At 68.3% G+C, this 14553-nt stretch carries 10 protein-coding genes; 3 read left to right on the top strand and 7 right to left on the bottom strand.

Going from position 1 to position 14553, the window contains the following annotated elements; genetic code table 11:
• On the bottom strand, positions 1–254 hold a 254-nt coding region (locus ACKOQ4_RS12220; protein ID WP_526292152.1), incomplete at its 3' end, for a signal peptidase II.
• A 106-nt stretch (positions 255–360) separates the two neighbouring features.
• Here ACKOQ4_RS12220 and ACKOQ4_RS12215 point away from each other — a divergent pair.
• Positions 361–1278 carry an asparaginase domain-containing protein gene (locus ACKOQ4_RS12215; protein WP_526292150.1) on the top strand — a complete coding sequence of 306 codons (918 nt, stop codon included), beginning with the start codon at positions 361–363 and terminating at the stop codon, positions 1276–1278.
• Here ACKOQ4_RS12215 and ACKOQ4_RS12210 read toward each other — a convergent pair.
• The 3 genes from ACKOQ4_RS12210 to ileS form a co-directional block, all read right to left on the bottom strand.
• On the bottom strand, positions 1243–2565 hold the full coding sequence (locus ACKOQ4_RS12210) for a DNA polymerase IV (RefSeq protein WP_526292156.1): 1323 nt from the start codon (positions 2563–2565) through the stop codon (positions 1243–1245). The two genes, ACKOQ4_RS12215 and ACKOQ4_RS12210, sit on opposite strands and share 36 nt — an antisense overlap.
• Positions 2566–2626: 61 nt before the next feature.
• On the bottom strand, positions 2627–2920 hold the full coding sequence (locus ACKOQ4_RS12205; RefSeq protein WP_526292148.1) for a DUF3303 family protein: 294 nt from the start codon (positions 2918–2920) through the stop codon (positions 2627–2629).
• A gap of 162 nt (positions 2921–3082) precedes the next feature.
• Positions 3083–6217, bottom strand: a complete 3135-nt coding sequence (gene ileS / locus ACKOQ4_RS12200) for an isoleucine--tRNA ligase (protein ID WP_526292146.1) — start codon at positions 6215–6217, stop codon at positions 3083–3085.
• A gap of 274 nt (positions 6218–6491) precedes the next feature.
• Here ileS and ACKOQ4_RS12195 point away from each other — a divergent pair, with 274 nt between their 5' ends.
• Positions 6492–9578: an MMPL/RND family transporter gene (locus ACKOQ4_RS12195; RefSeq protein WP_526292144.1), complete on the top strand. Its 3087-nt coding sequence runs from the start codon at positions 6492–6494 to the stop codon at positions 9576–9578.
• 80 nt (positions 9579–9658) lie between these two features.
• Entirely contained in the window at positions 9659–10363 is a 705-nt protein-coding gene (locus tag ACKOQ4_RS12190; protein ID WP_526292142.1) for a GAP family protein, read from the top strand.
• Here the strand turns inward: ACKOQ4_RS12190 and ACKOQ4_RS12185 are convergent.
• The 3 genes from ACKOQ4_RS12185 to ACKOQ4_RS12175 are packed head-to-tail and all read right to left on the bottom strand — an operon-like array spanning position 10356 to position 14520.
• Entirely contained in the window at positions 10356–11714 is a 1359-nt protein-coding gene (locus ACKOQ4_RS12185) for a hypothetical protein (protein ID WP_526292140.1), read from the bottom strand. The two genes, ACKOQ4_RS12190 and ACKOQ4_RS12185, sit on opposite strands and share 8 nt — an antisense overlap.
• Positions 11714–13090 (bottom strand): hypothetical protein, encoded by a 1377-nt coding sequence (locus tag ACKOQ4_RS12180; RefSeq protein WP_526292138.1) that lies wholly within the window; start codon positions 13088–13090, stop codon positions 11714–11716. The genes ACKOQ4_RS12185 and ACKOQ4_RS12180 overlap by 1 nt, the downstream gene beginning before the upstream one ends.
• Positions 13087–14520, bottom strand: a complete 1434-nt coding sequence (locus ACKOQ4_RS12175) for a condensation domain-containing protein (RefSeq protein ID WP_526292136.1) — start codon at positions 14518–14520, stop codon at positions 13087–13089. Before ACKOQ4_RS12175 ends, ACKOQ4_RS12180 begins: the two co-directional genes overlap by 4 nt.
• Positions 14521–14553 lie beyond the last annotated feature (33 nt).

Below are 14553 nucleotides of genomic sequence, written 5' to 3'. Positions count from 1 at the left end.
ACCCAGGTGTAGCCGGTCGCCATCGAGAACGCCGCCCCGGAGTTGCGCACCAGAGTCCATGTGACGGTGTCTCCGATGATCGACACCGGCTCCCCGGGGGTCAGCAGTCTGACGGCCAGCACCTTGGTGACGACGTCGAGGAAAAGCACGGCGGCGGCGACCGAGAGCAGCAGCCGCATCCGGCGGGGCGCTGCCGCCTGCGGTTCGGCGTCGCCCAGGGCCGACTCGCTGCCGGTGGCGGTCTCGTCGGTCACGCCCCCATCATTCCATTGCCTGTTTTCGCACCGGATTCCTCAGCGGCTCACTGCGCTGCGCCGCCTCGTCAGGCGGCGGCGCGCCGTACCGGGCATGATGACGGGCATGTCGGGCCTGGTCGTCATCTCCACCGGGGGCACCATCGCCACCAGTGCCGGAGCCGACGGTGTGCTGCGTCCGGCCCGCACCGGCGCCGAGCTGGCCGCCGGCTCCGGCGCCGACGCGGTCGAGCTGATGAGCCTGGACAGCTCCCAGCTGGTGCCTGCGGACTGGCTGCGCATCGGCGCCGCGGTCGCCGAGGCGGTGGCGGGCGGGGCGGCCGGGGTGGTGATCACCCACGGCACCGACACCATGGAGGAGACCTCGCTGTGGCTGGACCTCGGCTACAACGGGGAGGTCCCGGTGGTGCTGACCGGGGCGGCACGTTCGGCCGACTCCCCCGACGCCGACGGGCCGGGCAATCTGCGCGACGCGCTGGCGGTGGCGGCCAGCCCTGCCGCGCGGGGGCTGGGGGTTCTGGTGAGCTTCGGCGGGGTGGTGCGCGCACCGCTGGGGATGACCAAGCTGGCCACCCCGGAGGTGTTCGGCGGGACGGCGGTCGGCGCGGTGGCCGGCGGGGTGTTCACCACCCAGGCCGGCAAGGACCGCCCGTATCTGGGTGCGCTGCGCTCGGCTCCGCGGGTGGACATCGCCTCGGCCTACCCCGGGGCAGACGGCACCGCCATCGACGCCTTCGTCGCGGCCGGGGCCCGCGGACTGGTGCTGGAGGCGATGGGTGCGGGCAACGCCGGGGCCGCGGTGGTCGACGCGGTGGCGCGGGCCTGTGCCCGGGGGGTCGCCGTGGCGGTGAGCACCCGGGTGCCCGGTGGGCGCACCCGCCCGGACTACGGGCCGGGACACGACCTGGTGGCCGCCGGGGCGGTGAGCGTGCCGCGACTACGGGCCGCCCAGGCGCGGGTGCTGGTCATCGCGGCGCTCGCCGCGGGACTACCCGTCGGCGAGGTCGTCGGCCGCTGGGGGTAGCTCCCAGTCGAGGGAGTCGACCGGGTCGGCCGGGGTGAGGTCGGCGGTGTCGATGGCGAAGGTGCGCATCAAACCCGGACCGCTGCTTCGTGTTTCGAACCGCACGCTCACCACCCCGTGACCGGCGCCCTGGACCCAGCCGTGACCGAGCTGCGGATGGGCCACGTCGTCGCCGACCCGCCATCTCGATGCCGGCTCAGCCGCCGCGGGCGGCGGGCCGTCGGCGAGTTCGGAGGTGTACTCGTGCTGCTCCAGTTCCGGGAACAGCGACTCCTGCCGGACGTCGCTCAGACCGGAGAACCCAACCCCGACAAGGCGGATCGGCCCGATCTCCCGCGGGTCGAGCAACAGCCGGCGGGCGGTGGCGGTCAGTGTGCCCGCGTCGGCGGTTGCGTAGGGCAGCGTGGCCGAGCGGGTCAGCGTCGACATGTCGGCCTTCTTGAGTTTCACCGTCACCGTGCGGGCGCCACGACCGTCGCGTTCCAGCCGACGGTGGGCGTGCTCGGCTATCGGCCTGACGGCCTCGCGCAGCTGTTCGAGGGTGGTCAGGTCGGCGGCGAAAGTGGACTCGGCGCTGATCTGTTTGGCCTCGGCACGCTCGGTGACCGGCCGGTCGTCGTGGCCGCGGGCGAGCCGGTGCAGCGCCGGGCCGATGGTTGCGCCGAGGATATCGGCCGCCTCGGCGTCGGTCAGTGCGGCGAGCTTGCCGACGGTGTCGATGCCCAGTCGGTGCAGCTTTTCCTCGGCCACCGGGCCGATCCCCCACAACCGGCGTACCGGAAGGCTTTCCAGCAGCAGGGTTTCCTCGTCGCGGCCGACCACCCGCACCCCGTCCGGCTTGGCCAGACCGGAGGCGATCTTCGCGATCTGCTTGCCGGAACCGGCCCCCACCGAGGCGATCAGGCCGCTGTGGTCGAGCACCCGCGCCCGCAGTCGCACGCAGAACGCCTCGACGTCCGCGGCGGTGGCGCCGGCGAGTTCAGCCGGCTCGCCGAAGGCCTCGTCGAAGGACAACTGCTCGAGCACCGGCACCACCGTGCGCACGGCGTCCATCACCCGCTTGCTGGCGACGCCGTACACCGACCCGCGCGGCGGCAGCACCACCGCGCCCGCCCCGACCAGCCGGCGGGCCTGGTGCACCGGCATGGCCGAGCGGGCGCCGAACGCGCGGGCCTCGTAGCTGGCGCCGGCCACAACCCCGCGCCCGCCGGTTCCGCCGACCAGGACCGGCCGGCCGCGCAGTGTCGGACGGGTCAGCTGCTCGACGGACGCGAAGAACGCGTCCATGTCGAAATGCAGCACCCAGCGCGACACTCCAGCAGGCTAGCCCCGCATCGGAGCGGGGTGGCTACGCGACTGATTTCCTGAACTCGACACCCTCGGCCAACAACTCGACGGCGTCGGCGATGTCCAGGACCGGATAGATCTGATACTCGGCGATGGACCCGAAGGTGTTGGGCGCATCGGCCAGCGACTTCGGGTCGTCGGTTTCGACAACGGCGAAGCCACCGGAGCCGTCGACGCGCCCGACGAATGCATGGAACGTCTGGCTCGACGGCGGGCTCCACTTGGAGAACAGTTGCAGGCCGCGGCCGAACCGGCCTCGTTGTCGGATTCCGAACCGTTGAACCGGTATGTCCACGCGACGACGTACTTCATGGTGACACCCCTCTGTGAAATCAGCCTTCTCGAAACGTGCTTAGTGCGCTTTCAGCCTTCACGCCGGAGAGGCGCCGAGACAGTGCCGGAAGTCACTGTGAGGAACCGGATCTGAAACAGAGCCCGGGATCTATCCGTCGCGAGCTCACACCTTGGCGATCGCCACCCGGACACCGTCTCCGATCTCCACCCCGTCGCCGGGTTCGCCGAACTCGAAGCCGGTCGCCAGGATCTCCCCGGCGATCAGGTCGCGGTGCGCGTCGGCCCAGAGGCGGCGGCCGTCCGGCACCGCCATGACCACCGTGATGCGGTCGCTGACCTCCAGGCCGGAGGACTTGCGAAGATCCTGCAGTTCGCGGATGCGGTCCTTGGCCCAGCCCTCGGCCTCGAGGTCCTCGGTGACGGTGTCGTCGAGCACCACCAGACCGGCCCCGCCCGGCAGGGCGGCGGTGCACCCCGGGTCTGCGGCGACCAGCCGGGACTCGTACTCCCCCTCGTGCAGCACCGCCTCCCCGGCGGAAAGCGTGCCGTCGGGGTTGAGCACACCCTGGCCGGCCTTGACGGCCTTGATGGCGTCCTGCACGGACTTGCCCAGCCTCGGACCCGCGGCGCGGGCGTTGACGGTCAACTCGAAGCGGCCGTGCGCGGCGATGTCGTCGGTGAGTTCGACGGCCTTGACGTTGAGTTCGTCGGCGATCAGTGCGGTAAAGGGCTGCAGGTGTTGCGGGTTGTCCACCGCGACAGTCACTTTCGGCAGTGGCAGGCGTACCCGCAGCTTCTTGGCCTTGCGCAGTGACGACGCCGCCGAGCACACCTCACGGACCTGGTCCATGGCCGTCACCAGAGCGGGGTCGGCGGGCAGCAGACCCTCCTCGGGCCAGTCGGCCAGGTGTACCGAGCGCTCGCCGGTCAGCCCGCGCCAAATCACCTCGGTAGCCATCGGCAGCAGCGGGGCGGCCAGTCGGGCGGTGATCTCCAGCACGGTGTGCAGGGTGTCGATGGCGTCGCGGTCCTCTTCCCAGAACCGCGAACGGGACCGTCGCACATACCAGTTCGTCAGCGCCTCGGTGAACTGGCGCAGTTGCTCACAGGCCCCGGAGATGTCGCAGACGTCCATCGCCGCGGTCAGCCCGTTGCGCAGGTCGGCCAGCTTGGCCAGGATGTAGCGATCCAGGACGTTGTCCGAGTCGGTGCGCCAGGTCCCCTTCGACGGCGCATACAGCGCCAGGAAGCTGTAGGCGTTCCACAGCGGCAGCAGCACCTGGCGCACACCCTCGCGGATGCCCTGTTCGGTGACGATCAGGTTGCCACCGCGAAGAATCGGCGAGGCCATCAAAAACCAGCGCATGGCATCGGAGCCGTCACGGTCGAACACCTCGTTGACGTCGGGGTAGTTGCGCAGCGACTTGCTCATCTTCTGGCCGTCGTTGCCGAGCACGATGCCGTGGGAGACGCAGGTCTTGAAGGCCGGTCGGTCGAACAGCGCGGTGGCCAGCACGTGCAGGGTGTAGAACCAGCCGCGGGTCTGACCGATGTACTCCACGATGAAGTCGCCGGGGAAATGACCGTCGCGACCCGGCTCGCCGTTGAACCATTCAGCGTTCTCGAACGGGTAGTGCACCTGCCCGTAGGGCATCGAACCGGAGTCGAACCACACGTCGAAGACGTCGGAGATACGCCGCATGGTCGACTTGCCGGTCGGGTCGTCGGGGTTGGGCCGGGTCAACTCGTCGATGTATGGCCGGTGCAGGTTGCCCGGGCGCACCCCGAAGTCGCGCTCGAGTTCATCCAGGCTGCCGTAGACGTCGATGCGCGGGTAGGCCGGGTCGTCAGAGGTCCACACCGGAATCGGAGTGCCCCAGTAGCGGTTCCGGGAGATTGACCAGTCGCGGGCATTCGACAGCCACTTGCCGAACTGGCCGTCCTTGACGTGTTCGGGATACCAGGTGATCTGCCGGTTGAGTTCCACCATCCGGTCCCGGAACTCGCTCACCTTGACGAACCACGACGACACCGCGCGGTAGATCAGCGGGTTGCGGCAGCGCCAGCAGTGCGGGTACGGGTGGTCGTAGGTCTCGTGGCGCAGCAGCACCGGGGTGTTGACGGCGGCGCCGCCGGTGGAGTTCTTCAGGTCGCGGATGATCGCCGCGTTGGCGTCGAAGACCTGCATGCCCCGATAGTCGGGCACCGAGGCGTCGAAGCGCCCCTTGGCGTCCACCGGGGTGACCGGCAGGATGCCGACGGTGTCGGTGGTGGCCTTGTCGTCCTCGCCGTAGGCCGGGGCCATGTGCACGATCCCGGTGCCGTCCTCGGTGGTGACGAAGTCCCCCCGCAGCACCTGAAAAGCGTTCTCGGAATCGGCGAAATACGGGAATGGCGGCCGATAACGCAGGCCCAGCAACTGCTCGCCGGTGTAGCTGCCCAGCACCGCCGGCTCCTCCCCCAGTTCGCGGGCGTAGGCGGCCAGCCGGGCGCGGGCTATTACCAGGCGGCGGTCCTCGTGGCCGACGACGACGTAGTCCACCTCGGGGTTGACCGCGACGGCCTGGTTGGACGGCAGCGTCCACGGCGTCGTCGTCCACACCAGCAGATAGGCGCCGTCCAGATCGTCACCCGGGGCGTCGACCCGGAATCCGACGGTGACGGCCGGGTCCTGCCGGGACTGGTAGACGTCGTCGTCCATCCTCAGTTCGTGCGCCGACAACGGGGTCTCGTCGTTCCAGCAGTACGGCAGCACCCGCACGCCCTCGTAGGCCAGGCCCTTGTCCCACAACTGTTTGAACGCCCAGATGACCGACTCCATGAAGGAGATGTCCAGCGTCTTGTAGTCGTTGTCGAAGTCCACCCAGCGGGCCTGGCGGGTGACGTAGGCGCGCCACTCGTTGGTGTACTTGAGCACCGAGTCGCGGCAGGCGTCGTTGAACGCCCCGATGCCCATCTCTTCGATCTGCGCCTTGTCGGTGATGCCGAGCTGGCGCTGCACCTCCAGTTCGGCTGGCAGGCCGTGGGTGTCCCAGCCGAACCGGCGCTCCACCTTGTAGCCGCGCATGGTGCGATACCGCGGCACGATGTCCTTGACGTAGCCGGTCAGCAGGTGCCCGTAGTGGGGTAAGCCGTTGGCGAACGGCGGGCCGTCGTAGAACACGTACTCCGGGGCGCCGTCGCGCCGGGCCACGCTGGCCCGGAACGTGTCGTCGGCCGCCCAGTAGTCGAGGACCTCGAGTTCCAGGGCCGGGAAGTCCGGCGATCCGCTGGACGGTCGGGGGTAACCGTGGGTCACGGGGGCGTGCTCCTGAGCCGTTCGGGCACGGGGACGACGTCGCGCGGTTGCGCGAGCGCCGCGGTACCACCCCGCTTACGTACGCTCTCGGCGTACGTCGCTCGTTGCGGGCTGTGACGGGCCCGCCCGTCCGGTTCTACTGGGCCGGCGAGGCGCCGAAGTCGGCTCTGCCTGGCTGTTCTTCCGAAGGCTCCCCGGTGATGGCCGGATCGGCGCCGGGTTGAGTGTATCGCGGCTTCCAGGTAGTTCCGGCGCAGGTCAGTACCATGGGCAGGTGGCTCAGCACCGCCTCCCGGCAGATGCGGACACCGCCGCCGGGGCCGGTGGCGGTGTTTTCGGCTGGATCGGCCGGGTAGTGGTCAGGTGGCCCTGGCTGGTCATCGCGGCCTGGATCGGGGTGGCCGCCGGACTCACCCAGGCGTTCCCGCCATTGAACGTCCTGGCCCAGAAAGCCCCGGCTTCGATCCTGCCGGCCGACGCCCCCTCGCTGGTCAGTTCCAGACAGGTCACCGAGGCATTCAAAGAGGCGGGCTCGGACAACATCCTGCTGGTCGTCATCACCAGCGACGGCGGGCTGTCGCCGAGCGACGAATCGGTGTACCGGGACCTCGCGGTCAAGCTCCGCGCCGACACCCAGGATGTAGCCGCGATCCAGGATTTCGTCACCACGCCCGTGCTTCGCGAAGTCCTGGCCAGCAAGGACGGCAAGGCATGGCTGCTGCCGGTGAACATCGTCGGGGACCCTGGCACCCCGCAGGCCACCGAAGCCACCAAACGGGTGATCACCAAGGTCAGGGAAACGATCGCCGGCACCCCGGTGACCGCCTACACCACGGGACCCGCCGGGACGTTCAACGACCTGCAGGACGTCGGCGAGCGCGACCAGGTGCGCATCGAATTGGCGACGGTCATAGCCCTGCTCGCAATCCTGCTGATGATCTACCGGAATCCGCTCACGATGCTGCTGCCGCTGATCACCATCGGGGTGTCGCTGGTCGCCGCCCAGGGTGTCGTCGCCGGTATGGGAACCGCCGGGCTGAGCATCTCCAACCAGACCATTGTCCTGCTCACCGCGATGATGGCCGGTGCGGGAACGGATTACGCGGTGTTCCTGGTCAGCCGCTATCACGACTATCTGCGCTCAGGCTGTGACTCCGACTCAGCAGTCCGTCATGCGCTCGGGTCGGTCGGCAAGGTCATCACCGCCTCCGCGGCGACCGTGGCAGTGACCTTCCTCGGCATGATCTTCACCAAGCTGACGGTGTTCTCCACCGTCGGTATCGCGCTGGCGACCGCCATCTGCGTGGGCTGCGCCGGCGCTCTGACGTTCCTGCCGGCATTGCTGGTGCTCGCCGGCCGGCGTGGCTGGGTCAAGCCACGGCGCGATCTCACCAGCCGGTTCTGGAAGCGATCAGGCATCCGCATCGTCCGCAGACCCGCCATCCACCTGATCGGATCCCTGATCATCCTGGCCGCCCTGGCCGGAACGGCGGCGCTGGCGCACTACAACTACGACGACCGCAAGGCCCTCCCACCCACGACCGAAAGCATTCGCGGATACGACGCGATCGCGCAGCACTTCTCGGTCAACGCGAGCCTGCCGCAATACATTTTGATCAACTCGCCCCAAGACCTGCGCAGTTCCAAAGCCCTGGCCGACATGGAGCAGATGGCCAACCGGGTGAGCCAGTTACCGGACGTCGAGATCGTCCGCGGGATAACCCGGCCGACCGGCGAATCGCTGGAGCAGGCCCGGTTGTCGTTCCAGGCCGGCGAGGTCGGCAGCCGGCTCGGCCAGGCGTCCGGGCTCATCAACGACAACACCTCGGAACTGAACATGCTCGCGGCCGGCTCAAACCAGATCGCCGATGTGCTCGGCGCGGTCCGCGGCCAACTCGGCCAGGCGATCGGCACGGTCAGCGGCCTTGTCGCTGCTCTGACCCAGATGCAGAACCAGTTCGGCGGCGGCCAGGTCATCAGGGAATTCGACACCGCCAACAAACTGCTCAACGCCATCCACGCACTCGGTGACAACATCGGAGTGAACATCGCCGACGCGGCAACCATCTTCAGCCAGAACATCGATCCGGTCCTCAACGCCCTGAACACCAGTCCGGTCTGCGACGCGGACCCGGCCTGCGTCTCCAGCCGCAGCCAGTTGCAACAGGCGGCCGACGCACGCAACAACGGCGCCTTCGACCGAATCGCCGAGCTCGGCCGGCAACTGCAGGCGATTCAGGGCAACCAGACTCTGGGCTCGACGACGAACGACATCGGAGCGGCGCTGAATTCGGTGACTCAGGCCCTACAGGCGGCAGGGATAAGCAGCCCGGCCAACCTCGAGTCGCAGCTGGCGCAGTTGCAGCAGGGCGTCGACACCCTTGCCGACGGCAGCCGCAAGGTGGCCGACGGCGTGCAGTTGCTCGTGGACCAGACCAAGAAACTCGGCGCCGGCCTGGACGAGGCGTCGATGTTCCTGCTGGGAATGAAGAACAACGCGAACACCCCGTCGATGGCGGGCTTCTATGTCCCGTCGCAGATCCTCACCGGCGACGAGTTCCGCAAGGCCGCAGCCCTCTTCATCTCACCTGACGGCCACACTGTCAGGTACCTGGTGCAGACCAAGCTGAACCCGTTCAGCGCCGAAGCGATGGATCAGGTCAACGCGATCATCGCCACCGCGAGGGCGGCTCAGCCCAACACCGCCCTGGCCGACGCCTCGATCTCGATGACCGGTTTCTCGGTCACTCTCCGTGACGTCCGCGACTACTACTACCGTGATCTGCGACTGATCATCACGACGACCATCCTGGTGGTCCTCGCCATTCTCATCATCCTGCTGCGTGCGCTGGTCGCCCCTCTGTATCTCATTGTCTCCGTTATACTTTCGTATCTGTCTGCTCTCGGGCTCGGGGTGCTGTTCTTCCAGTACGGACTTGGTCAGCAGTTGCACTGGAGCATCCCGGGGCTCACCTTCATCATCCTGGTGGCCGTCGGCGCGGACTACAATCTGCTGCTGATCTCGCGGATTCGGGACGAGTCTCCGGTCGGCATCCGCTCGGGGGTGATCCGGACCGTCACTCAGACCGGCGGGGTGATCACCGCCGCCGGCCTGATCTTCGCGGCCTCCATGCTGGGCCTGCAGTTCTCAACCATCACCACCCTTGTGCAGATGGGATTCATCATCGGGATGGGCATTCTGCTGGACACCTTCCTGGTCCGCACCGTCACCGTGCCGGCCACCGCGGTCCTGGTCGGCAAGGCGAACTGGTGGCCGTCGAAATGGCAACCGGCACCGCACTCCCGGCGTGAGCACCATCAGGAGGCCGCCGAGCCCGTGGGCACCGCGTCACCGGGCTGACGCCATCAGGCACCGCGTCACCGGGCTGACGCCATCAGGCACCGCGTCACCGGGCTGACGCCCGGCTAGGCTTGGCGCCCATGTGGACTTCCGTCCTGGTGCTCTCCGCTGCGGTGAACTTCGAACCGGCCCGGCCGACCGCCGTCACCCTGATGCTGACCAGGCCGCGCCCGATCGCCCAGCTCGTCGCCCTGTTCCTCGGCTGCTTTCTCACCGGCCTCATCGCGGGCTTGCTGGTGTTGTTCGTGTTCCACCAGACTCCGCTTGGCGCCGACCGGGCCAATGGTGCGCGAGCGCAGATCATCATCGGGGCCGTCACCGTGATCGCCGCCGGCCTGGCCGCGTGGAACCGGCCCTGGCGCAAGCCGGATGCGGAGCCGTCGACCACCGAATCGGGTCAGACGCGGGCGATGGACAAGTTCGCCGAGCGTGGCCGGGCACTGCTGCGCAAGGGCCGCTCACCCTGGCTGGCCTTCGTACTCGGCATGAGCCTGGGCCTGCCGTCGGTGGACTACCTGGCGGTGATCATCGTCATCGGCTCATCGGGTGCGTCACCGCTCGAACAGGTCGCCGCGCTGCTCACTTTCCTGCTGCTCGGAAACGTGTTCGTCGTGATTCCCCTGGTGTCCTTCATGGTCAGCCCGACGCGGACCGGCACACAGATCCAGCGGTTCCAGGGCTGGATCATGTCACGCACGCGCCAACAGGTCGCGGCCGTGGTGGCCGTGGTGGGCGTCATCCAGATTCTGCTCGGCAGCGCCACCCTGTGGTTCGCCGCTAGATGATCACTCCGTCGAGCCCGAAATCGGCCAGGGTCTTGGAAATAACGTCGCGCAACCGCTCCACCGAGTTCTGCGCGTCGAGCTGGTAGGCCTCCACCGCGATGAAGACGCGGCCGTCGATCCGGCCGGACACCACCACCAGAGTTCCATTGGACCGCTTCAGATCCCGCAAGGTCACCTTCTGGTCCACCGAACGGGCGAAGAAGTACTCGGCGGCGGTCCCGTCGGGCCGGGCTATCTCCGACGGCAGGTCGCCCATGTTCGAACACGAGACGGGCAGGGCCTCGTCGTAGGCGAACATCTGGGCCACGAAGGCGCGCGCCATCCGCTTCGGGAACCACGGCACTATCGGCAGCAGCGACATCGACGGATCCGGCTCGGCTTTCGCCCTCTCCCGCGCCACTCGGATCGCCGTTCGCGCCTCGGTCAGATCGTCGGCCAGTCCACCGGGATCGACGCACACCGTGGCGAACGACATCGCCAATGCCCGGTCATCGTCGAGGCCTTCGCGATTACTCCCCGCGATGACCAGCGTCACCGTTCCGTCCGACCGGCGCCGGCGCCCCAGGTGCTCTGCGATCTTGGCGGTGAAACCGGCGAAAAGGGAAAAGGTGTTGGCTCCCAGTGCTTCCGCCTTCGCATCCCAGGAAGCGATGTCGACGAATGCCGCCACCGAGGGGATCACCACCACGCGGTCATCGGCGGCGATTTCGCCGGGCGGCTCAGCCGGCCGCGCGCGCGGCTTGGGACTTCGCCTGCTGCGCAGAGCGTGGCCGGCGACGTCAGTCACAGCGGAGAGCAGTCGCGGTAACTCCAGCACACTGCTCCACAGATCCTCCCGGACGGCCGCCACCGGTGTGCGTGCCGCCGGGAGCGGGTACCCGAAATCGCGGCGGCGGCCGGCGACGGCATCCCATACGGCGAGCATCGAGCCGCCTCCGTCCACCAGACAATGCGAACACACCAGGCTCACAGCGGTCGCCCCGTCGGTGAGCGCAAGCACACCGAGCAGCCAGCCAGGTCCCCGCTCCGGGTCTATCGGGCGCATCGCCAGCTCGTCGGCCCAGGCCATCACTTCCGCACGGGGCCTTGCCTTCTCCTCGATGATCATCGGTGCGTGCGGACCGCGCTTGGCCACCCAGCGGGCCCGCCCGAAGGGCAGCGGTGACCGCTCTATCAGTCGACCGAGCAGTCCGGAGCCGAGGTTCTCGTGGAACCGGCACAGGGCGTCGGTGTCCACCGGATGCTCGTAGATCCAGACCCCTTGGAGCAGCTGTCCGCGGCCGGTGGCACGCAACAGCTCCACCCCGGTCTGGTCGAAGTAGTCGACTCGGCCCCGATCGTGTGCGCCCATCAGGACTCGATCCGGGCCCGCAGACCGTAGTCGCCCAGCGCATCGGCGACGGCGTCGCGCAGGTGCGCCTTGGTGTTCACTCCACCGGGCTGGTAGGAGATCACCGACATGACGACCCGGCCCGCAACCCGGCCCGCCATGACGGTGAGAAGTCCGCTTCGCCGCTCAAGGGCTCCCCTGGTCACCCGGCGGTCGATCCCACGGATGAAGAGGTACTCCGCCTCGGTGCCGTCCGCCCGGAGCATGTCCGGGGGCAGATCCCCGACGTTCGAGCAGAACACCGGCAGGTCGGCGGTGAATCCGAAGGCAGCATCGGCCAGGCCCTTCGCCGCCCTCCGCGGCACCCACGGCACCAGGGCGGTCAACTCGGCGAGTTGATCGGGCTCCCGGCGGGCCCGTTCGACTCCCTCGCGCATCGCCGAACGCGCGGTGGCGAGATCCCGCTCGATACCGTCGGGATCGACTTTTGTACGGGCCATAGTCACCGCGTTCGCGCGGTCGTCCTGCAACGAGTCGCGTTCGCTGATCGGGATCAGCAGCGTCACCGATCCGTCGTCGGGATCAACCCGCCCCAGCCGCCGGGCGAGCCGGGCGGCGAAACCCGCCAGCAGGGAATGCCCGTTGCCTCCCAGCCGGGCCGCCGCGGCATCCCATTCGGCCAGATCCAGCGTCGCGAAGACGGAGGGCAGCATCACGTTCTCATGCGGGTCCCCGGCGGCCGGCGCCGCCGCCACGGCGGGTGGCTTCTGCTTCTGCCGGCCGCCAAGCAGTTTCACCAATGCGATCAGGGCCCGCAGGGTTTCGGGCAGGTCACGCATCGCCTGACGCAGATCGGCGATGACCGCCCGGGAGCGGGTCCGGGAATGCGGCGGCGGGTACCCCAGGTCGGTCCGGATACCCAGGACTGCCTGAACGATCTGGATGGCAGCGGCGATCCCGTCGCCCAGTCCGTGCGAGCCGGTCAGGGTGACAGCGGTCGAACCGTCCGTCATCGGGAGCACTCCGATGCGCCAGCCCGGGCCCCACTCCGGGTCCACCGGCAACTGGGCCCGCTCGTCGAGCCAGTCGGTCAGTTCCGAACGGTCCCGCGGCGGCGAGGTCTCCAGGCCCATCGCGGGACCGGGCGAAGACACCCAGCGATGACGTCCGAACGGCAACACCGACCGCTCGATCCGGCGACCGGCCACCCCGTAGCCGAAGTTGTCATGGAACCGCCGCAGACCGTCGTAGTCCAGCGGGTGCTCGTAGATCCAGGCGGCCTGCATGATGGATTCCTGATCGGTCGCCCTGAAGGTGAGGAACAGGCCCTGGTCGTTGAAGGACAGCAGATTGGACTCCGGGCGCGTCGCAACCGTCGTCGAACCGGCGACCATCATGCCGTCGCCCTGGGGATCCGCGGTGAGGAGAGCGAATCGGCCCGGCCTTCCGCGGCGCGCAGGAAGACCATCTTCATCGCCCCGACGTACTGGGCGACCGACTCTCTCGCCTCCGGATTATCCGGGTATGCCACCGTGATGGTGGTCCCGTTGCCGCTGCGGCTCACCCACATGCCGATCTGGTTAGCCGCGCCGAGGTCGGTGAACAGCGTGCCGCTGCGCTCCTGCCACTGGCCCATGGTCACCGGATTCAGCGGCGGCAGGCCGATGTCGATGTAGGACAGCATCGGCACCCCGGGTTCGGGGGTTCGGATACCCGGCACCGATTCGGCCAGCTCGAAAACCCGCTCGATCGGGACGTTGGCCAGGTGCATACCGGAGTCGAACGCCTCCTGGGCGGCCCGGGCTACCGAGGCGAACGACATTCCGGCCACCGGTACCGAGATCGGCACGATTCCGGTGAACCATCCGGTTGTCATGAACTCCGCCGGCGTGCTGCGCGTGGTCGTCGGCGTGATGACCTGGTAGGTGTCCGCTCCGGCCAGTTCGCGCTCGGCGATCGCCGCACACGCGAACACCCCGCCGATGAACCGCACGCCCGCCTGGGCGCAGACGGACTCGAACCGGTCGCTGTCATGAGCGTCCATCAGCGTGACGGTGATCATGTCACCCATGCAGCGCACATTCGGATCACCTAGGGGCAGGCGGAATTTCGGCAGCGTGCCGTCGTTGCGCCTCAGGAAGTCGATCCACTCGACGACGTCAGGCGACTCGAGAGTCAGCTCTGATGCGGACTGCTGCTGACGCACGCAGTAGTCGAGGTACTTACCCGCCTCCGGCAGCCGGACCGGCGGCTGCCCTTCCACCAGCGCGAGGTAGTTGACGTGAATCTCGGTGAACAGTCCGACGACGACCATCGCGTCGGCGTGAACGTGATCGATGCTGGCATAGAAGGTGAAGTGATCGGACCGCTGGATCACTCCGAATCGGAAACAGTCCCATTGCAGCGGACTCGGCGTGTCGAGGATCAGCTCGCGCCACTGGGCCGAGTTCATCTCGCCGTGGCCGGTCGCGACGAACTGGATGTCGGTCGGGTCGACCATGGCGTGCCGGACCACCCGGTCCCCGTCGAACTCGAACCAGCTCTGGTAGGTGTCGTGCCGGCGCAGGTAGGAATTGATTACGAAGGTCATGGCCCGCACGTCGCACCGGCCGGGGATGTTCCAGGCCGGAACCATCAGCCTGGCCATCTCCAGGCCGTTGCCCTGGTGCCGCCGGTAGGTCCGGATGTGCTGTTCCTGCTGGTAGCTCGCGGGAACGTCCACCACCGGAGCCCCTCGGACCTTCTCCAGGCAACCCGGCGACGGACTCCACGTCACCACCGAACCGGGCGCGTCAACCCAGTCGTCGAGTGCCGTTAGCGCAACCACTGCACGTGCTTCCTACGAGGTCCGGAGGCTCAG

This window comes from Mycobacterium sp. (genome assembly GCF_046095365.1).
Classification (GTDB): domain Bacteria; phylum Actinomycetota; class Actinomycetes; order Mycobacteriales; family Mycobacteriaceae; genus Mycobacterium.
Note: the sequence above shows the minus strand (reverse complement) of the source record. Positions and strands in the feature narration are given on the sequence as shown.